This is a genomic window from Marinobacter fonticola, from assembly GCF_008122265.1.
In the GTDB taxonomy this organism is placed as follows: domain Bacteria; phylum Pseudomonadota; class Gammaproteobacteria; order Pseudomonadales; family Oleiphilaceae; genus Marinobacter_A; species Marinobacter_A fonticola.
The window spans coordinates 2,171,879-2,197,962 of sequence record NZ_CP043042.1 but is presented as its reverse complement, the minus strand read 5'-3'; the positions used below and the strand labels follow the sequence as shown (position 1 = coordinate 2,197,962).

Below are 26,084 nucleotides of genomic sequence, written 5' to 3'. Positions count from 1 at the left end.
GAGCAAAAAAATATCCAACTGATTGGGCGTGGAGATAACAGATGCGATTGATCTTCCCACTATTGACCCTTTTAGCGACAGGCTGTGTAAGCACTCACGAGGCCAGCCAGTCCTATTCCCATGAGGCCACTTCGTTCCATGCGATCGCGACGTCAGGCATTCATACCCATGACCTCGAGCCCCGGCAGCAGCGGAACACGCAGGGAGGAACAAGAGCACAGTTTATTGATGACGGCTGCGTTCTCGAGTTCTACACACTGCGTCCACATGCAGAGCCTTCATCCGGTTCCGACCATACCCACCCGGCCGGTTGGAACAACGTGGAGACGGCCGCAGGCTATCTCGGCACCTACCGCCGTTTCCTGACTCGGACAAGATTCGAGCAGGGAAAAGCTGAACTGACGCAGGAACAGAAAGACGAACTCAGAAGGTTCGCCTCACATTGGCTAGATAATGCGTTCGCCCCTCGCATACTCGTTGTTGGGCACACTAGCGCGGACGGCTCCCAACCGATGAATCAGAGATTGTCTGAACGCAGAGCCGCTAACACCGCGGCCCATTTGGTAACGCTCGGCGTCCCGGTTGAACACATTCGGTCACTGGGCATGGGTGAATTCGTTCCGAGCAGCTTGGCATCAACCAGTCCGTTACGACAGGCCAATCGGCGTATCGAACTCGTCACCTACATTGATGAATCAGATACCGCAGCACCTGTCGAACAGTGCCAGCCAGCGCTGGTAACCATTGATGGCGAGGCGTGGGGGAAACGCTTGATCGGCACACAGATTTCGTCAGCTAACAGGGGAAGTCAGTCATGAACTCAACAAAATTGAGGTTGGTAATGACACTTTGTCTTCTGTTGAGCTCGCACGGCTACGCTGGGCTGGTGTATGTCGAGGACTCTACAGGACGCCGCTCGGCTGATCACCGAGAGCTTATCCAATGGACCCACTCGAGACTTGCTTTTGATAGCGAGCTGAAACGTGTCGCCGTAGGCCAGGAGAACACACTCGAAGTCGAGGTTCTCGATGGGCGCGAGCTTCTTCTTCTAGCAAAAAACGTAGGGCGAACAACATTAATAGTCTGGTACACCGATGGCGACAGCGAAACATTTCTTTTCAGTGTAACCGAAGATCTTTCGGTGCTTCGCGAAGCGCTTCAGGATATTCATCCGGAGGTGAACCTTGAGCTCGCTCCGGACCGTCCAGCCTTGGTCTTACGGGGACAAGTACCGACTGTTGACTACAAGCTGGCCGCAGAAGTGGCGGCCAGACACTACCTTGGAGCTCATGGCAAATCGTCCTCGACAGTAAACTCTGGACGACGTGGCACAAACGACGTTGGAAATACTAATCCCTTACATTTGCTAACCCGGGCGCAACAGGCCGTGGGAGATGCTTTCCGGCTTAACGCTCGCAACCTGGACGAAGGCCGAATAGCAGTGATTAACCTGATCCGGGTCGACCAACTCCCCGCTACAACGGAGGAAAAAATCCTGGGAGCAATCCAACCCATGGGCGGAGAGAAGGTCAGGATTCGTAGGATTATCCGTGGTGATCTGGCAGACGACGAGCTGGATACGTTGATTCTCGAAGGCGACGTGCGTGACCAGGTCACCCTGACCAGAATTCTGAACGTGGCATCTAAGCTCTTCCTGGGGAATCGTGATGGAGCCGGTACGGTTATCGCGATGACCGACGAATCCGGCGGGCTGCTCGCTGAACGCCGTTCGGCGAAAAGTGGCGGATTGCTGGGCTCCACTTCGGGTACGGGTTCTCCAAGCCTTAAAGATAACGACATCCGCTCAAATATAGCCCGATCCAAGTTGGTCACAGTTGGCGGAGGGCGGCTCCTTTCTATTATCCGCGTGAGGGACCTGCCGCAGATCAGGGTGTCTGTCGAGATCCACGAAATTAATCGATCCCGAATGTTCCGTTGGCGACCGGACTTTTCTCTGGTGACGGATGAGTATGCTACCGATGGCCTTTTTACCCTGGGTGGCCTCTCTTCAATGCCGGTCAACAGTTTTATGGTTGAGAACGCACTTCAGATTCTCGGCGGCACGCTAACCAACAACCTCCAGGTGGGGGGTAGCGATGCGGCGTTCGACTTGCTGTTCTCCCTGATGGAACAGGAGGGGATCGCCCGAACGCTCTCTCGGCCTACGTTGACGGTTCTTGCTGGTGAGTCAGCCGTTTTTTCAGTAGGTGGCGAAGTGCCGATCCCCACAGCGTTCGCGCCAACAGGCTTAAAATCCGGCGACGAGGTTGCACAAAATACCTCAGGCGTCTTCAGCGGTACGACATTCAAGTCATTCGGCGTCGAATTGAGTGTCAGAGCCATGGTGGACGAATCAGATCGAATTACGCTTGATGTTAATCCTACGATCTCGGCGCCCGACACACTGTTGACGCAGCAGATCAGTGATAGCACAGGAACTGATCTCAACTCGACAGCCTTCAACAGCCGCAGCATAAGAACCACGACCCGGCTCAAGGATGGGCAGCCACTTATTCTGGGTGGGTTGATCTACAGCGAACAATCCGGCCAAAGCTCCCACACTCCGGGCTTACATCGCGTTCCCCTGTTTGGGCGCTTGGCAGAAGCCACATCGGACAGTGAGCAGGACCGAGAGTTGGTCATCGTAGTAACGCCGACGCTGGTCCGCGAGCCCAATGGCCAGATCCATAGATGGGCATTTCCGTCAACATTCAATCTCGCGAATCAGGCACTGATCGGTGACGATCGCCACTCGGGAGAGTACCCATGAAACTTAGCATCGCTCTGCTGCTGGTTCTGACTTTCACGTTGATGGGATGCTCCTCCAATCCATCTCACTATACCGCGAAAGTCACAGACCCTAACCGGGAGGTCGACCGCATACTCGCTCGTTACGAAATGATGCGAACAGCTGGCGAGTCATGCCATAACGAAGCTTCCCATCAAAGTGACTGGGCGGATTGCGAGGGTCTGCTTCGGCGGCTTTCACAACTCTACAGCACGTTCCCGGCCAATGAACGCGTGAAGTTCGCCGCAGCACTGTTGAGCTACCACGCAGGAAAAAGGGAACAAGCTGGCTTTCTGCTGGACCAGATTCTCGTCAACGAGCGCCCTCGCCCTGAGGCGGCCATCCTAAGGGCACGCATTGCGCTTGAGGAAGGCAATAGCAGGCGGGCAAGGTCGCTGCTGGAGAGTCAAATACGTCAGAATCCCATGCATCCCTCACTGCACGAAATTATGGCCGCGACCCATTTCGCCGATCAGGAACCGAGCCAAGCGTTCCGGGCGTTAGCCTTGGCCGAACGGCTTGGGGCGCCCCCCTGGCGCGTGGCTTATCACCGGGGGCTGATGTTTGAGACCGCCGGGAATGCGCCGGCCGCCTGTGAGCAGTACGTGACGGCCTTCAGTCTGAAACCTGAATTTGTCGCACCTCATGGGCGTCTCATCGCCTTGGAACATGACCCTGTGTGTCATGACTTGGGGCTGTTTTTGGAGGGGCGGCTATGAGCGTCATAGATACTGATACCCAGAAACAGCTGCGGCGGCACCTTCACCAGCGACTTATTGCTTCTATGGAAGCCGATCCGCTAGCGCCGGAGCGATCATCTCTCCTTACGGCGCGTTTGGAATGTCTGCTCGACGGTATACAGGCGACTACGGGCCTGAGTTTGTCGCCGCAAGAGATCAGTACCCTATGCCTCCAAATTAAAAATGATGTCATCGGCATGGGCCCGCTGACGGAGCTCATGTCGGACCCCAGTATTACGGATATTCTCGTAAACGGCGCCCAGTCTATCTGGGTGGACCGATCCGGCAAACTGGAACTTACCCAACTGCACTTCGACGACGAATCACACTTGCGACGATTCGTCGACCGCTATATTGCCGCGCAGGGAAAACATCTGGATTCGGCCACGCCCGCCGTCGATGCCCGTCTTCCCGACGGCAGCCGAATGCATGTTGTGATTCCTCCGCTCAGTCCTGCCGGAACACTTGTCAGCATTCGATGTTTTCGCGAATCCCATTCTTCACTGGAAGACCTTATCCAATCAGGAATGCTGTCTCGGGAGATGGCCGATCTATTGATTTTCGCAGTCCAGGGCGGACTTAACATCGTTATCGCCGGTGGTGCCGGAGCCGGCAAAACAACGTTGCTGAATGCAGTGTCGGAGTTCATTCCCTCTAACGAACGGATTGTTACCGTCGAAGAATCGGCAGAGCTGGCGCTGCGAAACCGTCATGTCGTAACGCTGGAAGCCAAGCAGGGTAACGGAGAGGGGAGAGGGCGCTTCGATCTGCGCATGCTAGTAAGACAGGCACTAAGAATGCGAGCGGATCGCATTATCGTGGGGGAGGTTCGCGGCGAGGAGGTATTCGACATGCTGCAGGCTATGACCGTAGGGCATGATGGCAGCCTGACGACAATCCATGCCAATAATCCACACCAAGCATTAAAGCGCATGGAGACCCTGGCATTGCTCTCGAACAGTCGCGCCCCACGGGAGGCGATCCGGGACATGATCGAATCCGCCGTTCAACTTATTATTCAGGTAGCCCGATTGAGCGATGGAACGCGTCGCATAACCAGCATCTGTGAGCTGCACGACGCCCCTGGATGTATTGAAGTGGTTGAACTTTTCCGTCTGAGAAAAACGGCGCTTTCGATAAATCGAGAGCTGCATGTATCGGGAACTGCGCCAATAAGCCGCTCTACACATACAGACTGCGGGATTAGACCGCTATTTTTGGAAACCATCAGGGCAAAAGGCATCGAGCCGCCCAGGTCCTTGCGCCTCATCTGGGAGGTTGCGGAGATGCCCTCATGAGCGAAATCATCATACTTCTCCTAGCCGGCGTTGTGTTCATCTATTCAGCACGCTTTCTCTATCGACATTTTTTTGAAGGAACAGCGAAAGAAGAGGCTGTTATAGACTTAAATCGTGCTGCACTCCCTAAGCCTAATGCAGTCAGGCAAGCGCTTCGGGTTTTGAACATCAATCTTGATCCGCTGCTATTTTTCGCCGGTCTGCTGCTTATTGCGACGACTGTAACCCTGGTTTTTCAGACATTGTTCCCGGACCGGACGGGTCTTGCAGCCATCGCTGGCCTAAGCGTTCTTCCTGCAGCTGGCGTTCTCATTCGTGATCTGATCGGTTGGCGAGGCCAGCGCTTCGAAGCTGCACTTGTAGACGTCATCGATCTGGTAATAGCGCTTACCGCAAGCGGCGCAAGCACGCGACAGTCGATTGAGACTGCGGCCAAGGGTTCACCGCGGTATGTCCGTGAGCCATTACTTGAAATTGTGACCCGGTTGAAGCTGGGCGATAGCATCGATAATGCCACTCGACCTCTATTGCGCCTGTATCGGACCGCCGGTACCCGACTGTTTGTGATGACCCTGATATCGCGGTGGCACGATGGCGCCAACTTCGAATCGCTCCTGGAAGCGCTGGGTTCCGCGCTGCGTCAACGACGCACAACCTTCATCCAAATGCGGGGGCAGCTCTCCGGGGCAAAATATGCCTTGCTGTTTTCAGCGGGCTTACCGTATGTGCTAATTCCGTTTTTTACTTGGAGAGAGCCCGAGTGGCTCGCCCCGCTCACAGCACACCCCCAGGGGCCTGCTGTCGTCTATGCGGCCATTCTTTGCCAAGTTACGGGATTTATGTGGATGAGGCGTATCCTGAGGAAACCAACATGGTGAGTTCATGGCTGTTGGACGTAGTACTAGGTATTGTCGCAACTCTCGGACTCGTACTGGTTTACCTGCTCAGCCGGTCGGAACTTAAACCCGAAGAGGCTTTGCGTATCGATTCTGGTTGGTCGCGCTCGGCCCTTCCTTCGTGGCTTTATCCATCAACGCTGATCAGGCGCGCAGGCATTGCCCCTCGTGAACTGGCAGTCGCCTACTGGCCGCTAAAATTATCGTTGGCCGTGCTGGCGCCGCTACTGATGCTGGAGGTCAGACCTTCGACTCCACTCTGGCTCACGATTCCCAGTTCCGTCTCTGCTCTGTTTTCTTTCGATTTTTACCTTTGGCAACGCGCCCAAAACCGCAATCGGAAGATCCAGGGTGCTCTCAGTTTCTTTGTTGATCTCATGAATGCCTATCTGCGATCGGGGGCTTCCGTCGTAATGGCGTTTGAACAGGCGGGCCGCTTTGGGTTCGATATTCGTCACCCGCTCGCACAGGAAATTAAGGTCGTGGTGTACGAACTCCAAGCCGGTGAATCTTTCACTCTTGCTTTTCAAAGACTGTTCAACCGTACCGGGGTAAGGGAATTGGAGCGTCTGGCGGCGGTTTTGGAGATAGGGCATCAGGCAGGGGCACCTATCGCAGGGATACTATCGCGTCAGGGTTATGTCCTGAGGGAGCAACAACACGAGTTAAATCGGAAATTAATGAGTCAGAAAAGCATTCTGATGTTGTTTGCGATGGTTCTGGTCGGACTCCCGATGTTTGGCGTAATTGTCCTATTCCCCGCAGCAATCAAGATGATGGAAATATTTCAACTCCTGCAAAACCTGTCTTGAACGTTCCCCATAAGCCAGAGAACATCTCTATGAAACGCATGAGCCCTAATAGTCGTCAGCGTGGCTTTGTGATTACCCTTGAATTGGTCTTGATCATTACGATTCTGGTGCTGGGATCTCTCGTTGGACTTGTGGCCATTCGGGACGCACTGGTCAAGCATTATGTGATGAAACAGAATCAGGAAGCCATTGTTGTTGACGCAGCAGGTACCGTCCTCGGAAAAGCGGTTGATTTCGATGAGCATGATGCTCCGCGAATATTCCTTATGGACCAAAGTAAGGTGAGTCCAAGTAGGACCTTAATCGCAATTCGCGATGATCGCTTTACCTCAAGGGAGGCTATTTATTACAGCGGGGCCAATTGCACGGGTACGCCATGCATCAAAACGATCAGTGACGAAACTACCGATAGCATTGGTGTCGACGGCCAGTTCGGTTCGGGAAATGTAAGCTATTTCAACGCGCTCCAAGGCATGGCCAACTATGCGGTCGGTGCTGGTGAAAATGGTTTGCCTGGCGCACTTTTTAGCGAGAGTCCACAGGCGTGTCCAGTTCCACCAAGCAAAATAGGTTCGCGCTGGGTATCGCAAAAAATAGTTGTAGGGGACCCCTGCGAGACCGTGAACCTCGAAGATAAGTCTACTGTACCTGCGTTCACGGGTTGCCTGATTAATACGTTGGAACCTTGCGAGTGCCCCGGAAGCTATAGTGAGCAGGGAGATGTGCTCGCCAATTACCTTCCGGCAATCGATACGCTACTTAGTTCTACAGCTTCCTCCGTTAACGCTTTGCTATTGCCTAGCGGCCAACAGATCCCGGCTGTAGAAATCGGGACCTTGTGTTGCCCAGAAGCCATGAAACTGGAAGGCGATAACCTGGTGAATGCTACAGTTTACATTGTGCTTCAGCGACTCATTGACTCGCTTGATCTGGGTTCTTTTCCACTGATTCAACAGGCTGTTAACGAATTGTTAGCGCCTTTTCAAGGCGATATAAACTGTTCGGCCTCCATTCAGCTCAAAGCAGCCTTAGCCGTACCTGGCCCGGTTAGCCCGGATAAAAACATACTGGAAGGTTTTTCGCCTCCTTTCTGGGTCAGCTTGCCGGGGCGAGGCGACGCGGAAAGCTGGACATCAGTCCCGCCGGCGCCCGGTGAAGGGACGGTGTTCTGAAGCACTGGGTGTGCTTTCAGGCGGTGGTAACGCTATTCATACTTTTAGCCAGTGGCTGACATCATATTTCAGGAAGGAACACTTTTAAAAAGGCCATCAAATGCGGTGGCCTCTCTATTCGTTGCGCTGAGTTTTGGATTGCACCGGTTCGGTAAACTACCTCATCCTGCACCTGCGTAAAACGCTCTTTATAGGTATGAGGCGTCAGGCATAGGCTGGCGTTGAGACTGTGTCACTAGTGCACTGCTTGGTTAATTCGCTGACTTAATGAGACTTTGAGAATCTGGGTAGCAGGGCGCGGTGATGATGGGGTGGCGGCCGGCGCTCCGGCGGTTCGACATCGAGTCGCCGCAACGCCGCTAGCTAGATTCTCAGGACGTCCCTCGGGGCGAGCTTCTGAAGGCTTTGGATCTGCGTTGCTGCTCTTTGATATGGAACCACCATGCCTGCAGAAGCTCGCAGTAAGTCAGTGAATTAACCAGATAGTGTACTAGCATCGATCAAGAAAATTCTCTGCCAATGATTCTGCGGAGCACGGTTTACCGGTGAGAAAACCCTGGATTATTTGGCAACCCCCATCACGTAGGTAGCGCAACTGCTCGTCGGTTTCGACCCCTTCCGCAACTACCGTGAGATTCTGAGCCTTACCCAGCGTCAAGATAGCGTCTATCAGACCATATGACTGGTTCTCGTCGGTGATGTCGGAGACAAATGAGCGATCGATCTTCAGTACGTCAAGAGGCAAGCTCTTGAGCATGCTCAAGGATGCGAAGCCGGTCCCGAAATCGTCTAGGGCTATACGAATGCCTTGCCTGCGAAAACGTTCGAGCAGCGCTATTGCGTTGCTCTGAGGATCCATAAAAACACTTTCTGTAATCTCCAACTCGATATCAGCTGGACTAATATTATTTGTCTCTAGAATCGAAAGCAGTTTTTCGCTGAAGCAATGCTGGTTAAATTGATGACCGGAAACGTTAATGGCAATCGGGACAATATTGTAACCCATCTCTTTCCATCGGCTGATTTGCCGACTAACCGACTGGAGCACGAACTCGCCAAGAGGAAGTATCAGGCCTGTTTCTTCAGCAATGGGTATGAAGTCGGCAGGTGAAACAGCACCGTATTCTTCCGAATTCCAACGCACTAGTGCTTCCGCGCCGCAAATCCGGTGGGTTAGGGCGCATATCTTCGGCTGAAACATCATGGAAAGCTGTTGTTTGTCGATAGCAGCGCGTAACGCTGTCTCGATGGCGATCGCCCGACGGGCTTTACGCTCAAGCTCCGGATGATAGTATCCAAGCCGCCGATCGGATGTTGAACCATATGATTTTGCAGCCAAGGCTGCCTGCTGTATCAAGGCCTCGACAGGTAATTCGCCAGCCACAAATTCAGTCAATCCTACCCGTGGCGTAACATTTAATGCGTATTGTTGAACTTCTAGAACCGGCTCAAATTCCAGAAAAAGTGCGTCAATTAGACCATCGAAAAAGGCACGATTATTGGGGGATGTAACCATAAGCCAGAATTCCCCAATGCCCGTGCAAGCAGCAATCGCTGGAGATAAATTCTTCCCAACGCGGTTGGAGTCCCGGGAAGAGTACGCGTCAGCTACCATCGATAACTTGTTACCAATCATCCTCTGAGCATGCTCTGTAACTTTTCCACCTATCGTATCGGCCACGGAGTCAATCGAGTCGAAACACACTTTGACCAATACCTGGGGCTCGCCCGCGCGCAGATCAGCATGCAGCTGCAGCAGCTGTATGAGGTACGCCCTGTTGGGCAAACCGGTTACCAGGTCCGTTAGGGAGAGGGCTTCGATTCTCCGCTTCTGAAGCTCACGCTGGGTATTATCTCGCATAATACACAGCATCTCGTCAGAGGGGGTCTTCGCAAATCTGATTTCCAGAAAACATTCCTGGGTATCTTGCAGATGGATATCGGTAATAGCCTGTCCAAGATCGATTGCTTCAAGAAACGCCTGCTCGACGATGGCTCCATCAACCGGTCCGAACAAGTCAATGAAACTCGCGCCTTGCCTGAAACCCTGGTTCAGAGCTTTAGGCACATTGGCGCCTAACTTAGCACCCAAGAGATAGCCGCCGGCATCAAAGCGACAAATGGCATCTGGTAACGCATCGATCAACGCAAGTTGCTCGGCGCGTTGTTGCTCCAACTGCAGTTGATTGCGGTGCGCTGAAACAATGTGCCTGACCCTTTTGGCCAGCAGAGAGGTACGGAACGGCTTTGTTATGAAGTCATTAGCGCCAGCATCGAGAGCCTTGGTAATGGACTCAACCTCGTCGCTACCGGTCAGCATTACGATAGGCAAATCCGAGCCCACTTGCCTTCGGCGGATAGCCTGACATACTTCGAAACCGTCCATATACGGCATTCGCACATCTAGAAGGATAAGGTCAAAATCGGCCTCCTGTATCTGCCGTAACCCGTCTTCCCCACTCGCCGACTCGTAAACGTTCATAGACTGTGTCGATAACACCACCTTTAGGTGTGCACGACTTAACTCGTCATCGTCGATGACCAGTAGCTTCAGAGACTCCTCCTGCAAGCTGCCTGAATCTTTACCGACAATGTGGAAGAGTGGCGATGTCGTATCAGGCTTCATCCCGTTTCCTCGTTGGCGCGCTTATGGTTTTGGGCCGGTTGGTATTGCAACCACCACTACTATGACCGTTACCTTAGCGATATACGTGCCACAAATTTAAAAAATCCATTAAGCATATAGCGAGTGCGCTATTTAACCAGCCATAGGGCAGGGGGTTAATTCTTGTTCGTTGCGAAATGCTTCGCAAATTGCAACCGGATTCTGGAGAGACATTGCATATTGCAAATGGCGCTCCCAAAAAATGAGCGACTTAGTTATAACCGTTTGAATATCTAATCTTTTTTGGGTTGGCCTTCATGTTGCTTAGCAAACGGGAAATCGAAACCGGAAAAAGTCATGGGCGTACCGATAAAGTTCAATAGATCAATTTTAGCCTATGGCTTGTTCCTTCTTCTCTTAGCAAAGTGCGGATTTGCTTTATCAGCAGAATATACCTTTGGTGTCGTTCCGCAGCAGCCGGCAGCAAAGCTGTTTTCACTTTGGAGGCCGCTCTTAGAGGAGGTTAAGCAAACAACCGGTATCAGACTTGTCTTCAAGACGGCTCCCTCAATACCAGCATTTGAGAAGGCACTTTCGAATCGCGAGTACGACTTTGCCTACATGAATCCGTACCACTACGCCATCTTTAGCACTGACGCAGATTACACCGCTTTAGTTGTCCGAAAAACGGGTGGGCTTAAAGGTATCCTGGTGGCTAGACGTGATAGTGATGTCGATTCGTTGCTGGCGCTTAACGGACATAAAGTCGCTTTTCCATCACCGGCCGCCTTTGCTGCCTCGATGCTGGTGCGGCGTGAGCTGAGCGAGAGGGGGGTGCATATTATCCCTCAATATGTAAAAAGCCACGATTCTGTGTACTTGGGCGTCCATCGGGGACTTTATGCTGCGGGCGGCGGAGTGGAAAGAACGTGGAACACTATGGGGCCGGAAGTGCGTGATCAGTTAAAGGTGCTGTGGCGTTCTGATGCGTATATCTCCCACCCGATCGCAGCGTTGGACAGCCTCCCCGAAAAGGATCGGGAGAGTATTACCAGCGCGCTCGTGGATCTAGTCGAAACGGATGAAGGCAGGACGCTGCTTAAAGCGCTCAACATTCCGGCATTCCGGACTGTTGCTGATAGTGAATTTGATGTGCTTCGCGCACTTGATTGGTCTTTGCTGGAAGGGAATCTCCACCACTACCTCGACCTTTGAGCAGATGCTATGCCTTACCGCTTAAAAATCATTATAGCAATCGCCCTCGTCGAATCACTTGTTCTGATTGGTCTGGTTGCTACCAGCGTCAACTTTCTCGAAAACACGAGCCGTCAAGCCTTCGTTCAGAGTGTGGAGTCGCATGCAGCGGAGCTCGCCTTGTTGGTACGTGACGCGGTGCTATCATCTGATATTGCTAGCCTGGAGGCCATTGCTCGGCATTACATGGAAAAAAACGACAGTCTTTACTTGCGCATCTCAGACGAGACTCGGGTACTGATTGAATACGGCATTGTTCGAAACAATGATGATGTCAGAAGTCCAGATTCATCCTTCACGGATGTCGATGACGGCATTTTCGATGTGCATAAGCTCATTTATGTCGACAGTTTTGCCGTTGGACGGCTGGAGACCGGTATTTCAACAGCCAAAGCCACGGCCATGGTCAGTGACGCCCGCAGTAAACTGATCTTCATAGCTGCCATCGAAGTGCTTCTCGTAGGCATACTTTCTTGGTTTCTGGGCCGATACCTTATTCGAGATCTGAAAAAGTTTCGCGAACAGTTGGACACCATGGCTAGCGGCCTGTCGCGCAAACAGCTTTATTTTCCCAAAGCCAGTGAGTTTCATGATGTCGCCCACGCATTCAATAGAATGGCGGCAATGGTTGAGCTTCGCGAAAAAGACCGAGACTCCGCTTTCGAGGCAACTTCCGAGGCAGTCAACGCTCTGAAAGAGCGTGAAGCCAGCCTGGAGTTGCTTCTAAATACAGTGACTGACGGCATTATTCTTGTTGACGAACAAATGTCTGTTCAGGATATAAATGAAGCTGCAGCGCGCACCCTCAAGTTTTCCGCAGGTGAGATGCTCGGCAGGCCACTAGCCTCGATATTCACTTTAGATAGCCAATGGCATGACGCTCTACGGGTTCTGCAGCAAGTCATCGACCATAAGCTGGGAACCCGTCAGAACCTCGGAAAACTCCAGCTTGGAGCCGCCGGTTCATCTGTGTGGGTCGACCTATCTGCTGCAAGCATTGCCAGACCTTCTGGTCGGTATCTAGTCCTGGCTTTCAAAGATCTGACAACAGAACTGTCGACCCATTCCGAGATCCAGCGACGGGAGCTTCTTCACAAAGCTATTACAGTGGCTAGTCTCGACAGCATTCTTGTGTTGGATGAACACGGCATCATCGTCGACGCCAATCCCAGCGCTGAGGTCATGCTGGGCCGTACCCGCGGAGCGCTTGTTGACCAGCATGTGGATACAACGCTTAAGACCGCCTTCTCGGAACAGGCATTTGAATTACCTGCACAGAGCCAAAATGGCGCTAACGAACGTGGACAGGCGTCGGGTATCAAGCTGCTTACTCTGACCGGAGCGGATGGGAGCCATATCCCTGTGAGCTACCGGACATCACACTTTCGTTGGACCAACAAAGAGTACACGACCCTTCTGCTCCGGGATCTACGTGAGCAGCAGCTGACGGAGCTGAGTCTGCTGGAAGCTAAAGAGGCGGCAGAAAAGGCCAATTTTGCCAAGTCCAACTTCCTGTCTCACGTAACCCACGAAATCCGGTCGCCTCTTAATGCAACGATGGGGTGTGTCGACCTCTTGATGAGCACTGACCTGAACCCGCAGCAAGTGGTCTTTGCTGAGTCGGCTAAACAATCATCCAACGTGCTCCTCTCGCTCGTGAACAATATCCTTGATTTTGCCCGAATAGAGTCAGGAACACTTGAGCTCAACACCGAGCGGTTTAACGTAATCGATGTGCTAGAAAGTGTCCTCGATATTAAGTCGCTGCATGTAGATCAAACCCAGGTCGCCTTATGCCTTGTCGCTGACCCCAATGTGGATATGCAATGTTTCGGCGATTCGGTTCGCCTTCGCCAGGTATTGGCTAACCTCGTCGACAACGCACTTAAATTCACTGATCGAGGCGGCGTAACCTTGACTGCCAAACTGGCAGAGACGATTGAAGACGGTTACCGAATCGAGTTTAGTGTCGAAGACACCGGAATCGGCATTCCGAGGAACAAGCGGGATACAATTTTTGATGCTTTCACCCAGGTAGATAGCACCGACGCGACACTTCATGGCGGAAGTGGCCTCGGGTTAGCGATTTGCAAGGAACTGGTCGAACGAATGGGGGGGCGGTTTAGGCTGGATAGTGTGGTCGATCAGGGGAGCCGCTTTACGTTTGACATTCCCATGGCTTGCTCGGTTCAGGATAGGCTTCCCCTCGAAACGGAGCTCAACGCTGTGGTTCTCTCCAGAAACGCTGTATTTCAGACAGCTTTACGAACGCAACTCAGCAGTTTAGGTTTTAACGTTGAGATGTCCTCCGACATGGCTATCCAAAAACAATATGAAAAAACCTGGTTGTTTGTGGATGACATTCAGTTGATGGATACATCAAAAAAGACGAATTCAGCTTCTGATTACGACCGCATTGTGCTGCTCGTGGACAAGAAAACGTTCTCAAGCATACCTACGGAGCAACGCCTTCGTGCGGATAGCGTATTAATTAAACCAGTTCATTACTCACGGCTGAGGGAGTTGATTTGTCTCGACGACACCCCGCAGCCCCCTCAACAAATTATCGAACAAACAGATTTTGGCGAATGCTATCCCGAAGCGAGCGGGGGCGATGTACATATTCTTCTTGCAGAAGATAGCCAGGCCAATCAGTTGGTTGCCACAACGATGCTTGAAAAGAGAGGCTACCGGATTTGGGTTGCCAATAATGGCAATGAAGTTCTCGAAGCACTCGACCAACAGGCTTTTGACCTGGTCCTGATGGATCTAAGAATGCCCATCATGGATGGGCTCGAAGCTACACGCCGTATCAGACAAAGCGGCGCTGATTATGCGTCTATCCCGATCATTGCTCTAACCGCCAACGCCACTAAAGAGGATGAGGTACGCTGCAAACGCGTAGGGATGGATGCTTTTATCGGTAAGCCTTTCCAGATTGATGAATTGACCGCAGCGATTGAGCAGCAGCTCGCTAGTGCAGGAGAGACAGGGCGCATGGAAAAAACAACGTTATCGTTGATGGACGCCACGATTGTTGACCGATTGATAACTGAAACTTCAGAGTCAGTTGTTGACCGCATGGTCCAAGTGTTCATCAGGGAGGTTGAACGCCGACTCAACGAATTACTTGACGCTTTCGCGCGTGGAGACTGTCATCGGGTCGAGGATGAAGCTCATACCATAAAAAGCAACGCATCCACATTCGGGGCAGTCTATCTTGCCAGTCTCTGTAAGGAAATCGAGCAGAGCTGCAAACGCATGGATAAAGAAAAGGTGGCGAATCTAATTCCTGAATTGGAAGAGGTAACGCATAAGACGCTAAAGGTCTATGGATCCCAATTTGGCAACGTAGACTAAATGGGTACGGTGAGGTTACCAACAATGACGGCAACAGACGTTAAAGCCAGGATTCTGGTTATAGAGGACAGCGAACTTCTGGGTTTGCTCTATCGGGAATATCTGATCAATGCGGGCTACGACGTTACCCTGGTCGGCCTGGGTAAAGAAGGGCTCAGCGCGCTCCGTAGTCAGCAGTATGATTTGCTTGTTCTGGACCTGACGCTACCTGACATTCATGGTTTTGATATTCTGAAAGCCATTGTTAAAGACAAAAATTCGCTGTCAACGATTGTCGCCACCGCCAGTGACTCCGCAGAAACCGCCATAGAGGCGATGCGGCTAGGGGCATCTGATTTTCTTTCGAAGCCCATTGAATCCAATCGTCTACTGGTCACTGTGCAAAACGTTCTTCGCCAGCACCACTTGGCCGACATGGTTGATGAATACCAGAAGCAGCTGGAACGGGATCGGTTTGAAGGGCTGATCGGTGCCTCGCCAGTAATGCAAAGTGTCTACCGGATTATCGAAACGGCTGGTCCAAGCCAAGCCAGTATCTTCATTACTGGCGAAAGCGGCACCGGTAAAGAGCTCTGTGCTGAAGCCATTCATCGGCGTAGCAACCGCAACAGCGGGCCGTTCGTTACGATTAACTGCGCAGCTATTCCTAAAGATCTAATGGAAAGCGAGATTTTCGGCCATGTCAAAGGTGCTTTTACGGGCGCGTCGTCGGAACGTGAGGGTGCAGCCTCCATGGCCGATGGAGGTACTTTGTTCCTCGACGAGCTATGCGAAATGGACCTTGATCTCCAAAGCAAACTCCTACGATTTATCCAGACCGGTACATTTCAACGCGTAGGTTCTAGCGTAACGAAGAAAGTAGATATACGGTTTGTCTGCGCCACCAACCGTGATCCACTAGCGGAAGTGAAAGCGGGACGTTTCCGCGAAGACTTATATTATCGACTTCATGTCATTCCGTTACGTCTGCCGCCGTTAAGAGAACGAGGGGAAGACATCCGCCTCATTGCCCGCCAGATGCTCGCTACCCAGGCCACAAAAAACGGTAAAACCGTTGACGGTTTCCATCCAGAAGTGGAACGAATGATCATGAATTATCCTTGGCCTGGTAACGTCAGAGAGCTTGAAAATACCATTCTTAATATGGTCGTAATGGGCAATTCCAGCACAGTTACACCGGACTTGGTCCCCGATTACCTGAACGGTCGGATAGACCGGAGCCTGAGGTCTTCAATCCAGCCGGAAGATAGCACCTCGCAGGATGAACAGCAGGGGCAGCGGCGGGACTCAGATACTCAGGAGTCCATACGCCCGCTATGGCTGGAAGAAAAGAAAATTATCGAGCGTGCAATCGATATCTGTGGAGGTAATGTTCCACGAGCTGCAGCATTGCTCGAGGTTAGCGCTTCGACACTCTATCGAAAACGCCAAAGTTGGCAAGCGTCGGGTTGGTCCTAAACTTTCGTATTTGCGATTTGCAACGCAATTTGCGGAGTAAAACGCGTTCAAATTAAAGAATGACCGGACGAACTCAACGCCCTGACTCACACCGAAATATAACCATTTGAAATAAAATATAAAAATCACTGCTTTTCATTTGGCCTGGGAATTGCTCTATCAAAGTTAGACCACAGCTAGGGCACCCTTATGAAACGCATCCGACAGGGCGTCAATCGGCTATTGACACGCCATGACGAACTCAATCGAAGAAGTAGTGGAAGAATCAACCAGTCATCACGGATTGCATTTTTTTCCTCGTTGCTATTGGTTACCACGTTGCTGGGCGCAGGAACTTTATACTTTCATCGAGATGCAGAATTCCAGCGAATAGAAGAATTACGCCGTGCACATAGCCACTTGGGCTTGTTTAAAGCGGAACTTGAGGCCTATCTCAACAAGGACCTTTATCGGGTAAAAGGCCTTGCCGCTATACCGCTGCTAGGTCAAGAGAACGACCAGGCCGTTTTTCAGCAGCTTGCCGCAGCACTAGGCGGTGAGGATGAGCACATCATTAGTTTGCAATTAGCCGAAGATGCTGTCGTTAGTCATGTTTGGCCTTATGAGCGCAATAAGGCCGCCATTGGCCATGATTTGCTGGCAGATCCGGCAAGAAGAGCAGCCGCGCAAAGAGCGATTGATGAGCGGCGTCTATGGATCGCCGGACCTGTAACCTTAAAGCAAGGGGGCGTTGCACTCATTGGTCGTTATCCCATTTTTACCCAACAGGAGACATCATCTTCAAACACCGGAAATTTCTGGGGTTTTGCAAGCATTCTGATCGACTGGTCTTCGCTTATCGCCAGTACAACGTCTTCCATCCCGGATTTGCGGGGGTTTGAAATCGGTTTACGCGGCAAAGACGGTTTTGGCAGCGAAGGCGAACAAATCTACGGACAGCCGGAAATATTTGCCAGTAACCCGGCCACACTGGACGTGTCATTACCCGGCGGCACGTGGCAGCTTGCCATCATACCTTCGCAGGGGTGGGTCAACCTGTCCGAAGTTAACTGGCTGGCAAAGGCAGCGTATTTCGCGGCAACATGCCTGTTAAGCTTAGGTTTTTTCCTGTGGCTTAAATCCTATCTTCTGCTTCGATATGAATTAAGGGACGAAAAGAAGGCTCTTGAAAAGTTAGAGGAGCGTTTCAAGGATAGTATCGAGTCAATGCCTGCTGCGCTGGCGGTATTTGATAGTAAAGATAATCTGGTCACATTCAATAGCCGCTACGAGCAAATCTACGCCGAAGGTGCCAGTTATACGATTCAAGTTGGCGCGAGGGCGAAAGATATTTTTAGAAATGCCATCGATGGTGGAATGTTTCACTTCGAGGGCGGAGAGCCCGATCGTATAGAAGCAATTTCGATGTTAACGAATAGATTGGATCAATACAGAGATGAAAAGCCGTGGTTTGATGAAGTTCTCGCCGGTGGACGGGTTTTAAGGACAATTCAACATCGCACCCGTATGGGAAACTTCGCTCTTATTCAGATTGATGTGACCGATTTGCATCGGAGTTATCGGCAGAGTAAACAAAAGTTCCAATCCATGAAACGGGATCGCAGTAACTTCGCTCAGCTTTTCAGTTGGTTATTTGAAAATGTAGAGCATCAATTAAAGGACTGCGCTCAAGCTGTCCACCATACTAAAGAGTATCCAGAATCGAATGAGGCAGCTCCTCATTACCTGAATAGTTTCGGGCTTCGGCGAGCACTCCATAAAGCCTTGGCATTTTGTGAGGATGGGCGACAGCTGTCGGAATATCATTCGGTCTCAGCACCCGCGCAATCTCAGATATTCAGCTTGGACGGTCTCATTGAGACGATCTCAAAAAAGAGAAACGACCATCACCACGAAGGCAGTGGAACCGCACAGTTAATTTTGGAAAAAGACAGCAATCCGTCTGAGCTCGTTTACGGTAATGAATCGCAAGTTCATGCTCTCATCGAATATATGGTAACGGTTGCTGCGACCCTATCTCGAGGAAGTAATCTAAAGCTCAACCTAGATAAAGAGAAACGTGAATCAGAGGTGCAGGTGAGTGTAGGCGTGAAGACAGAGGGTAAGTTTTTACCCGACAATTATGTTGAGACCATCCTGGAATCCGTAGAGGGCTATAATGAAAACTCTACACTTTACGGATTAGCTGGTATTCGCATTGCTCTTTTAAGGGCGTGCGCGATGGAACTTCATGCCCATGTGGAAACGATTCGAGAAGGTGGCAGAGCTACTGGAATAAAGGCCACCTTCACTCTCTTCGAGGCAACGCCCATCGAAAAGGAAATATTCGGTATGCCAAATACAGCTACAAGTTAGCAGACGTGCCGCTAGTTTTTACATAAAGGTCCGGGAACGTGTCCGGGCCTCCTAATATGCGAATGCTTCGAAGGTTTGATATGGTTTCCAGTAACGAGATGTCACCACCCATGACAGCAAATTCTGGTGCCCGATATGAACGAACGCGTGATTCCGCAAACGATGAAAGCGATGGTGCTGTCCGGCCACGGCGACGTGGACAAACTGGTCTATCGAGATGATTTCCCTACACCTAAACCCAAGCTAGGCGAGGTTTTGGTGAAAGTTACGGCGACCGCCAAAAACAATACGGATAGAAAGGCGCGCGAGGGCCTGTATCCGACCAAAGATAAAGGCGATGTCACCTCCTTTGCCATGGGCGGAGAGCCAACGCTGACGTTTCCGCGCATTCAGGGTGCCGACGTGGCGGGCCAGGTCGTTTCCGTAGGCGAGGGCGTGGATGACGCCCGCATTGGCGAGCGGGGTCTGCTGGATTTCAATATCTACGCCGATGAGCGCCGGGATATTAACCTGACGCCGGATTACTTCGGTCACGGTGCCGACGGCGGCTACGCCGAATACATCGCCGTGCCTTCCGATCAGTTCCACCATGTGCCCAATTCAGACCTGGCCGATGCGGAATTGGCGGCCATGGGCATGTGCTCCTATCAAACGGCCTACCACATGATGACATCCGCACGTATCAAAGCGGGTGAGCGCGTACTGGTTACCGGGGCCAGCGGAGGCGTTGGGACCGCGCTGATCCAGCTCTGCCGTATTGTGGGGGCCATACCGTATGCGTTGAGCCAGCAAAGCAAAGCCGAGGCCCTTAAAGAGCTAGGCGCCGAAGCCGTACTCGACCGCTCCGATATGGATCAATTCGAGGAGCGGGTCAAAGCGATAACGGGCGGGGCACCGTTTGACGCTGTCATGGATCTGGCCGGCGGCGAAATGACCAATCCATTTATCGATGCCATGATCTTCGACATGAATTCGCGCAGTGACTATCCGAGACTCAGCATCGCAGGTGCCAGTGCCGGCAATCTCTCGGAAATCATGTGGACGCGAATCTACCTTTATCAGGTCCAGATATTCGGTGTGTCTCACGGCACCCGGGAAGAAGCAGAACAGCTGGTGGACTGGATCCGCGGCGGCCAACTCAAGCCGGTGCTTCATGCTGCATTCAAGTTATCGGACCTGCACGAAGCGGAGCGTTATTTCGTCAATCGCGGCAGCGGATACCTGGGCAAGATCGTGATCGTGCCGGATTCGGAATGGGCTGAGCACGGCCAACGATTCGGATTGGATTCTTGATCCCGTGCATGCCGTCCTCCTTGCGATTTCAGGTTGTGCGGATTCTACGGCGAGGCAGGCCGGACACGTCAGGCTTACAGCTCCGAAACCAAAAAATTGAGACAGGCGAATCGACGTTATGAACGTGATCATCATTGGCGCAGGGATTATGGGAACCACTTTTGCCACTTTGGCGAAGGAGCTGGCGCCCGATTTGAATGTCACCATTCTGGAACGGCTGGATGGCCCCGGGGCCAGTAACTCACAGGTCTTCAACAATGCGGGAACCGGGCATGAAGCCAACTGCGAACTGAACTATACCCCAGTGGATGAAGAGGTCATTTCGGTTGAAAAAGCCCTCAAGATCCACGCCCAATTCAACGTTGCCAAACAATTCTGGGCTTACCTGATCGAAACAGGCGCGATCAAAGACCCGAAAACGTTCATCAGCCGCACCAAGCACTGCACCATTGTTTCTGAATCGGCAATAGAAGAACTGCGATTGCGATTCAAGGAAATGTCGGCCCACCATTTTTTCGAGCAGATGCGTTTCTCGGAGGATTTCGACGAGATCAAGAGCTGGATTCCATATCTGATGGAGGAGCGCCCCCGCCACGAGAAAATGGCGGCGACCGTCATTGAAACCGGTACGGATGTCAATTTCGGTGCTCTGACGGAGCAAATGGCCGCGTATGCCACGCAGGAACTCGGCGTAAATATCGAGTACGGCACCCATGTAAAGCGCGTACACCGGAGCCCGGCTGGAAGCTGGCTTGTCGAAACCGAGGGCAAAGGGGGTTCGGTTCGGCATAAGGCCGACGTTCTGTTCGTAGGCGCGGGTGGGGGTGCTTTCCCAATCCTGAAGAAAAGCCACTTGCCGTTCCGTAGCCGATTTACCGGCTTCCCTGTCGGCGGACGATTCCTGCAGGCACCCATCAGCCCGGAGCAGGCCGAACATTACCGGGCCAAAACCTACGGCAAGGCAAAAGTCGGCGCGCCTCCCATGTCCGTGCCGCACCTGGACTTGCGGGTAGCGAACGGGCAGCACTACTTGCTATTCGGTCCATTCGCCTCCTTCAAACCACTCCTTGAGAAAGGGCGCAGCTTTTTCGACTACCTCAGTTCGATGCGCCTGCACGATATTCCCAGCCTGCTAAACGTCGCCCTGGAGCATTTCCCGCTGGTGAAATATCTGGTTTCCGAGACGTTTAAAGGTGAAAAGACCATGTTTGACGAGCTTGAGAGCTTCGCTCCGGGCATGAGCAGAAAGTTCGATTGGAAACCGATTCATGCCGGCCAGCGCGTGCAGATCATCAAAGACGGGGATTTGCAGATGGGCACGGAAATCCTCGTATCGAGGGACAAAACCTATGGCACGTTGCTCGGGGCGTCCCCAGGCGCGTCGGTTTCGCCCGAAGTGATATTGCGCGCTCTGGAGCAGTTATTGCCGGGCGTTTTCGCGAAAGAGGACGCCAGGAAAAAGTTGAAAGAGATGTTTCCCGAGGATGATTTGGAAACGTTGATCAACGATCCCGAGCGTTACCGAGAGGTTCGGGATGAGGCCAACAGGCGGTTGGGGATAGCCGAATCCGGGGCGGAATAAGGTCGACTGGCGTCTGCAGATGCCAGTTTGAGCATTCCATTACCGGGCATCGGCGTCGTCTCAGGAAGGCGGAATTACTGCAGATCCAGTGTTTCATCGAAGTCAAAAATGAGCTGCTCCGGTTCCCGGTAATACTGAAACCGCCGCCACGGGCGCGGGACGAACTCTCCATGTCCAATAGTCGTTAAAGGAAGGTAGTCTTGGCTCCGGCTTATATGCAATACACGGTTGTAACAACGGTAGCTGTGCGATAAAGAAATCTTGAGGTATCGAGCGACTAACGCCATCCGGTTGTCACAGATGCCTAACAACACCAGCCAGGCATGACTGAGCGAGGCGTGGCCAGACTCGAGCTCCTGTTGTTCAGGAGACTCATTTTCCATGTTCGCCAGTAATTCGGCTGGATCTTCTTCGATACCATGCGTCAGAATTTCTGATAAGCCCGGTTTGTCACGAGAAGAATCCCGGGAATCAAAAGGCGCTGCCCAGCGAAGCGTGGTGTCGCAGTATTTAACTAATCGCTGGTATGTCCACGCCAGAATCTGTTGTTGGTGCTCGTAGCAGCTAAAGTCCGTCTCATGCCCGCGCTTCGAAGCCAACTCGTCCGCGGTAATCCAGATCTCATTCTGAACATCTGCAATCGAGCTCGCGTTATCGGATGCGCGAGCAATGCGCCTCAAGTCGGAGCGGTGATTCTGCAGGAACAGGAGATATGCTTGTACATCCATGTTAAGAACTCTGGAAGGGATGAAAGCGCCTGCAGGCGCACGAAGGGCCAGAGCTCTTGATCAATGGGCCTACCGCCATGGGATTAAACTGAAGCTCATTCAGCCCGGAAAGCCGATGCAGAATGGTTGCATCGAGAGCTTTAACGGAAAATTCCGGGATGAGTGCTTGAATGAACACTGGTTTCGGGTTCTTGCGCACGCCGGCGAGGAAATCAGTTCGAAGTAAGTGCCGGCCATATATTTTGCGATGGAGAACCACAGAAAGTGCTAAGTTTTCATTTTAACCACAATAACATTCGGCTGAAGGACAGTTAGAGATGATGCGAACACAGTTCCTCCAGGATTTGATCAAACAGCTCTCGCCAACACTGGATTCGACGTCCTATGTGTATTGCACAGTGGCTAAAGCAACGTATGGTGAGTTGGAAAAGCTCAAACCCATTGTCAGTATTGCCGAATTGGAAGGTCTTACCCTGGTAATTCCTCTAGAGCAGGCCAAAGCCGAGGGCCTGGACTATTACAGAGTCTTTCGTCGCATCACCCTCGAGGGCCACTCCAGTCTTGAAGCGCTTGGTCTCACATCCGTGGTAACGAGCCTGCTGGCCGAACGGGGCATTACCACCAACGTCGTCGCGGGGTTTTATCACGACCATATGTTTGTACCCAGCGATAGGATAGATGAGGCCATGCAGGCACTGAAGGAGCTTGCCAGCCAGCCGAGCGGTTAAATGTCACAATGTTGCTCATAACCAAACCAACGCCAGAGGAGTCCCTTTGATAATGCGACGTCACCTTGAAACGCCTACTACTGTCGCGACCCTCGAAGATCTCGCAACGTTGGCAGACTATTCACTTATGGACACGCTCAACTGCGATCCTGAGGGGAAAACAAACGGAGTTGATCACGCGCCAAGACAAATCTTCTCGGGCCACTATGTTCCGGTCAAACCCACGCCAATCGAAAATCCCGAATACGTCGCCCATGGGAAAAACCTGTTTCACGAACTGGGTTTCGCCGACAGCATGGCGCAGTCCGGCGACTTCGTCCGCATGTTCTCTGGAGACTTGTCGCAAGTTCCTGAGCCTCTGCGCAAGGTCGGGTGGGCGAGTGGCTACGCCCTTTCGATTTACGGCAACGAGTTCTACCAGCAATGCCCGTTCCAGACCGGCAATGGCTACGGCGACGGTCGCGCTATTTCGGTGCTGGAAGCCGTCGTCAACGGCCAGCGCTGGGAAATGCAGTTGAAAGGGGCAGGGCGTACGCCCTACTGCCGCGGCGCAGACGGCCGGGCCGTTCTGCGGTCCAGTGTGCGGGAGTTTCTGGCCCAGGAGCATATGCACGCGCTCGGTGTGCCCACATCACGGTCTCTGAGTCTGTACGTCTCGAAAACCGAGACCGTCAGGCGTCCTTGGTATTCGGAGGGCTCACGCTCGATAGATCCCGATATTCTTGTATCCGAACCAGTGGCCATCTCGACGCGTGTTGCACCGTCGTTTATTCGGGTAGGCCAGCTCGAACTCTTTAGTCGTCGTGCCCGCAAACAGGAGCATCCGCATGCGATGGAGGAGCTCGAGAAGATCGTCTTGCACCTGATCGATCGCGAGTACGATGACGTTATCGACCGGTCACTGGCCACTGCAGAAAAAGTGGTGTCGCTTGCATATGAGTTCCGCAACCGACTGACGTCGCTTGTGGCCAACTGGATCCGTGTTGGCTACTGCCAAGGTAACTTCAACAGCGACAACTGTGCGGCGGGTGGCTTTACGCTCGACTATGGACCCTTCGGATTCTGTGATGTGTTTGATCCGCAGTACCAACCATGGACCGGTGGCGGACAACACTTCTCATTCCTTAACCAGCCGGCGGCGGCGGAACGCAATTTCCACTCGTTCTGTTCGGCGGTTCGGCCTTTGTTGACAGGGCATCCAGACTGTCTGCGACAGTTGGAGGAGATTCAAAGTGATTTCCCAAAGGTGATGCAGGCCCAAATGGAGAAGATGTGGGCGGCCAAACTCGGACTCGACGCGTTTGACGCGGCTTTGTTCCGCGAGCTGGCAACGCTGATGATGCAAACGCCCGTTGATTACACCATGTTCTTCCGGGAACTCTCATCGTTGCCCGACGACATTGAGCCACTCAAGAAGAGCTTCTACACGGGCCGGGCTTGTGCCGCCGATCCTGACGGCATGGATAACCGGTGGTCAGCGTGGCTGGGAAAGTGGAAATCGCTAATCCAAGCCCGCTCTCATGAAGACGTTTCCAGTCAGATGAAGCTCGTTAACCCAAAATACAGTTTGAGAGAGTGGTTCGTTATGCCTGCTTATCAGCAAGCAGCAGCGGGTAACTACGCTTTGCTGCGAGAACTGCAGGACGTGATGACGCAGCCATACACCGAGCAATCGGAGGCCGTAGAGAAGAAATACTATAGACTGAAGCCGCTGGAGCTCTTTGAGGTTGGAGGATCTTCGCATTACAGCTGCTCGTCGTGACGGGCAGCTATATAATACTGCGCATAATGTATATTATGTTAAATACAGTATGTGAACGAAAGCCGCATCACACAGCCTTCAACAAACCACACTCTGGAAAGCCACCCTTACGCGCAGGACCAATCGCCAGATGCGCGCTCCTACGGTGTCGATTGACCTTTCTTTGTGGAGCGTCTGCCCACCTTCCGACTCTCTGCAAGCGCACATTGGTGTCAGCGCTCATACCCGATTCGCCTTTCAGAATTGAGCTTTAAAATAAAGCTGCGCTCCTGAGTAGCTCCATTCGAATTCACCTTTGAAGTTGTCCTTATCAGCGCCCACATCCAAGGCAAAATGCGTTGCTGAAACGCCTAGCGACAGCGATTTCCAAACATTGTATTCAACGCCGACGAATAAGCTGGTGATGTTTCCATCGTAGTCATCGATGTTCGCATTGAAATATCGGCCGGCGGTACGAAGTTGCCATCGCTGCGCGAACTCGTAGTCAAAATAAACGCCGACTAAAGGCAGCGGCATATCGCTGCTGATGCCGTTCCGGTAGTCATTTTCAAACTGGGTATTCCCCTGTGAGTCACTAATTTGCCCGCTAGCTTTTATATCGAAAGCTAAATCCATCCAATAGACGCCCGCCGAGGCGCCAACCTCTATATTTTGTGTTTTGTACAGGCTGTAAATGTAATTGACGTCGTAGATATGGAAATCGGTATCTGTCGAAATACTGGCCCCAGCATTAATGACGGTATCCTCAAATTCAAAGTCTCGATCCAGGTCAGTACTGCTTTCTCGGGAGAATGGACTGTATTCCACGCTCAAGCGGTGTCGCTTCCCGATCCGCCAAACAGCCCTCAACGCGAGAAAATTAACGTCTTCTTCCTGACCCAGGTCATTTTCGATATCTACACTGGCGTTATTGTTTCTGGTTTTACCATCAACACTGATGTCCGAGTCGAACTCCGATATCGAGCCGCCTACGCTCAAGGTTAACGTCTCCTCGCCCAATCCATACGCTTTTTCGGGTGGCAGGCATAACATCAGGACGATGAGTGTAAAAAACAGGGCGTTTCCCTGCGGCGCTGCGGGTGTAAAGCTGTTCACTCTCCCCTTTTTTAGCGCTCGGCAAGTATGGCCCTTCATTAGTGGGCGCAGAATTGTGCGGGCAGGCTTCTTCATAACCATGATCTCCTCTCGGAGGTCCGTCAGATGACGCGGGGCGCAATCTGCGCCACACGTTCTTCCCTGATCAATCACCATTG

Annotated in this window: 18 protein-coding genes and 1 pseudogene; 16 read left to right on the top strand and 3 right to left on the bottom strand. The window is 52.3% G+C overall.

Features of this window, described 5'->3' with window-relative positions; translation table 11 throughout:
• Positions 1 to 41 precede the first annotated feature (41 nt).
• The 7 genes from FXO11_RS09775 (at position 42) to FXO11_RS09745 (ending at position 7,706) form a co-directional block, all read left to right on the top strand.
• Entirely contained in the window at positions 42 to 818 is a 777-nt protein-coding gene (locus FXO11_RS09775; protein WP_148862807.1) for an OmpA family protein, read from the top strand.
• Positions 815 to 2,770 carry a pilus assembly protein N-terminal domain-containing protein gene (locus tag FXO11_RS09770; protein ID WP_148862806.1) on the top strand — a complete coding sequence of 652 codons (1,956 nt, stop codon included), beginning with the start codon at positions 815 to 817 and terminating at the stop codon, positions 2,768 to 2,770. The genes FXO11_RS09775 and FXO11_RS09770 overlap by 4 nt, the downstream gene beginning before the upstream one ends.
• The gene (locus FXO11_RS09765; RefSeq protein ID WP_148862805.1) at positions 2,767 to 3,507 is read left to right on the top strand and encodes a tetratricopeptide repeat protein; all 741 of its coding nucleotides are present in this window, start codon (positions 2,767 to 2,769) and stop codon (positions 3,505 to 3,507) included. The genes FXO11_RS09770 and FXO11_RS09765 overlap by 4 nt, the downstream gene beginning before the upstream one ends.
• 65 nt (positions 3,508 to 3,572) lie before the next feature.
• Positions 3,573 to 4,826: a CpaF family protein gene (locus tag FXO11_RS09760; protein WP_168203150.1), complete on the top strand. Its 1,254-nt coding sequence runs from the start codon at positions 3,573 to 3,575 to the stop codon at positions 4,824 to 4,826.
• On the top strand, positions 4,823 to 5,704 hold the full coding sequence (locus FXO11_RS09755) for a type II secretion system F family protein (RefSeq protein WP_148862803.1): 882 nt from the start codon (positions 4,823 to 4,825) through the stop codon (positions 5,702 to 5,704). Before FXO11_RS09760 ends, FXO11_RS09755 begins: the two co-directional genes overlap by 4 nt.
• Entirely contained in the window at positions 5,698 to 6,534 is an 837-nt protein-coding gene (locus FXO11_RS09750) for a type II secretion system F family protein (RefSeq protein WP_148862802.1), read from the top strand. Before FXO11_RS09755 ends, FXO11_RS09750 begins: the two co-directional genes overlap by 7 nt.
• A gap of 29 nt (positions 6,535 to 6,563) precedes the next feature.
• The gene (locus FXO11_RS09745) at positions 6,564 to 7,706 is read left to right on the top strand and encodes a type II secretion system protein (protein ID WP_148862801.1); all 1,143 of its coding nucleotides are present in this window, start codon (positions 6,564 to 6,566) and stop codon (positions 7,704 to 7,706) included.
• Between the two features lie 490 nt (positions 7,707 to 8,196).
• On the opposite strand, the gene FXO11_RS09740 is transcribed toward FXO11_RS09745, so the two are convergent.
• Positions 8,197 to 10,332 carry a putative bifunctional diguanylate cyclase/phosphodiesterase gene (locus FXO11_RS09740; protein WP_148862800.1) on the bottom strand — a complete coding sequence of 712 codons (2,136 nt, stop codon included), beginning with the start codon at positions 10,330 to 10,332 and terminating at the stop codon, positions 8,197 to 8,199.
• A gap of 336 nt (positions 10,333 to 10,668) precedes the next feature.
• Here FXO11_RS09740 and FXO11_RS09735 point away from each other — a divergent pair, with 336 nt between their 5' ends.
• From FXO11_RS09735 to FXO11_RS09710, 6 genes are all read left to right on the top strand, one after another.
• Positions 10,669 to 11,526 carry a phosphate/phosphite/phosphonate ABC transporter substrate-binding protein gene (locus FXO11_RS09735; RefSeq protein WP_148862799.1) on the top strand — a complete coding sequence of 286 codons (858 nt, stop codon included), beginning with the start codon at positions 10,669 to 10,671 and terminating at the stop codon, positions 11,524 to 11,526.
• 9 nt (positions 11,527 to 11,535) lie between these two features.
• Positions 11,536 to 14,925, top strand: coding sequence for an ATP-binding protein (locus FXO11_RS09730; protein WP_148862798.1), 3,390 nt, complete (start codon positions 11,536 to 11,538; stop codon positions 14,923 to 14,925).
• A gap of 24 nt (positions 14,926 to 14,949) precedes the next feature.
• Positions 14,950 to 16,383: a sigma-54-dependent transcriptional regulator gene (locus FXO11_RS09725; protein WP_148862797.1), complete on the top strand. Its 1,434-nt coding sequence runs from the start codon at positions 14,950 to 14,952 to the stop codon at positions 16,381 to 16,383.
• Between the two features lie 189 nt (positions 16,384 to 16,572).
• Positions 16,573 to 18,738 (top strand): CHASE domain-containing protein, encoded by a 2,166-nt coding sequence (locus tag FXO11_RS09720; protein WP_148862796.1) that lies wholly within the window; start codon positions 16,573 to 16,575, stop codon positions 18,736 to 18,738.
• A gap of 147 nt (positions 18,739 to 18,885) precedes the next feature.
• A complete protein-coding gene (locus FXO11_RS09715) occupies positions 18,886 to 20,031 on the top strand; it encodes a zinc-binding dehydrogenase (RefSeq protein WP_148864867.1) in 1,146 nt (381 codons plus the stop codon).
• A gap of 118 nt (positions 20,032 to 20,149) precedes the next feature.
• The gene (locus FXO11_RS09710; protein ID WP_148862795.1) at positions 20,150 to 21,613 is read left to right on the top strand and encodes a malate:quinone oxidoreductase; all 1,464 of its coding nucleotides are present in this window, start codon (positions 20,150 to 20,152) and stop codon (positions 21,611 to 21,613) included.
• A 74-nt stretch (positions 21,614 to 21,687) separates the two neighbouring features.
• Here FXO11_RS09710 and FXO11_RS09705 read toward each other — a convergent pair whose 3' ends face one another.
• On the bottom strand, positions 21,688 to 22,341 hold the full coding sequence (locus tag FXO11_RS09705) for a hypothetical protein (protein ID WP_148862794.1): 654 nt from the start codon (positions 22,339 to 22,341) through the stop codon (positions 21,688 to 21,690).
• Between the two features lie 49 nt (positions 22,342 to 22,390).
• Here FXO11_RS09705 and FXO11_RS09700 point away from each other — a divergent pair.
• The 3 genes and pseudogenes from FXO11_RS09700 to FXO11_RS09690 form a co-directional block, all read left to right on the top strand.
• Positions 22,391 to 22,558 (top strand): annotated as a pseudogene (locus tag FXO11_RS09700) (integrase core domain-containing protein); the annotation flags it as partial.
• Between the two features lie 100 nt (positions 22,559 to 22,658).
• Entirely contained in the window at positions 22,659 to 23,069 is a 411-nt protein-coding gene (locus tag FXO11_RS09695) for an ACT domain-containing protein (RefSeq protein ID WP_148862793.1), read from the top strand.
• Between the two features lie 52 nt (positions 23,070 to 23,121).
• On the top strand, positions 23,122 to 24,831 hold the full coding sequence (locus FXO11_RS09690) for a protein adenylyltransferase SelO (RefSeq protein WP_148862792.1): 1,710 nt from the start codon (positions 23,122 to 23,124) through the stop codon (positions 24,829 to 24,831).
• A gap of 237 nt (positions 24,832 to 25,068) precedes the next feature.
• Here the strand turns inward: FXO11_RS09690 and FXO11_RS09685 are convergent, their stop codons facing one another.
• Positions 25,069 to 26,001, bottom strand: coding sequence for a TonB-dependent receptor (locus tag FXO11_RS09685; RefSeq protein WP_148862791.1), 933 nt, complete (start codon positions 25,999 to 26,001; stop codon positions 25,069 to 25,071).
• Positions 26,002 to 26,084 lie beyond the last annotated feature (83 nt).

Bases quoted from the DNA above. Each gene is read 5' to 3' on its own strand.
- FXO11_RS09720 (WP_148862796.1), top strand. From the start codon at position 16,573: ATGAAACGCATCCGACAGGGCGTCAATCGGCTATTGACACGCCATGAC.
- FXO11_RS09735 (WP_148862799.1), top strand. From the start codon at position 10,669: ATGGGCGTACCGATAAAGTTCAATAGATCAATTTTAGCCTATGGCTTG.
- FXO11_RS09750 (WP_148862802.1), top strand. From the start codon at position 5,698: ATGGTGAGTTCATGGCTGTTGGACGTAGTACTAGGTATTGTCGCAACT.
- FXO11_RS09725 (WP_148862797.1), top strand. From the start codon at position 14,950: ATGACGGCAACAGACGTTAAAGCCAGGATTCTGGTTATAGAGGACAGC.
- FXO11_RS09690 (WP_148862792.1), top strand. From the start codon at position 23,122: ATGCGACGTCACCTTGAAACGCCTACTACTGTCGCGACCCTCGAAGAT.
- FXO11_RS09765 (WP_148862805.1), top strand. From the start codon at position 2,767: ATGAAACTTAGCATCGCTCTGCTGCTGGTTCTGACTTTCACGTTGATG.
- FXO11_RS09745 (WP_148862801.1), top strand. From the start codon at position 6,564: ATGAAACGCATGAGCCCTAATAGTCGTCAGCGTGGCTTTGTGATTACC.
- FXO11_RS09775 (WP_148862807.1), top strand. From the start codon at position 42: ATGCGATTGATCTTCCCACTATTGACCCTTTTAGCGACAGGCTGTGTA.
- FXO11_RS09730 (WP_148862798.1), top strand. From the start codon at position 11,536: ATGCCTTACCGCTTAAAAATCATTATAGCAATCGCCCTCGTCGAATCA.
- FXO11_RS09685 (WP_148862791.1), bottom strand. From the start codon at position 26,001: ATGAAGAAGCCTGCCCGCACAATTCTGCGCCCACTAATGAAGGGCCAT.
- FXO11_RS09740 (WP_148862800.1), bottom strand. From the start codon at position 10,332: ATGAAGCCTGATACGACATCGCCACTCTTCCACATTGTCGGTAAAGAT.
- FXO11_RS09710 (WP_148862795.1), top strand. From the start codon at position 20,150: ATGAACGTGATCATCATTGGCGCAGGGATTATGGGAACCACTTTTGCC.
- FXO11_RS09695 (WP_148862793.1), top strand. From the start codon at position 22,659: ATGATGCGAACACAGTTCCTCCAGGATTTGATCAAACAGCTCTCGCCA.
- FXO11_RS09755 (WP_148862803.1), top strand. From the start codon at position 4,823: ATGAGCGAAATCATCATACTTCTCCTAGCCGGCGTTGTGTTCATCTAT.
- FXO11_RS09770 (WP_148862806.1), top strand. From the start codon at position 815: ATGAACTCAACAAAATTGAGGTTGGTAATGACACTTTGTCTTCTGTTG.
- FXO11_RS09705 (WP_148862794.1), bottom strand. From the start codon at position 22,341: ATGGATGTACAAGCATATCTCCTGTTCCTGCAGAATCACCGCTCCGAC.
- FXO11_RS09760 (WP_168203150.1), top strand. From the start codon at position 3,573: ATGGAAGCCGATCCGCTAGCGCCGGAGCGATCATCTCTCCTTACGGCG.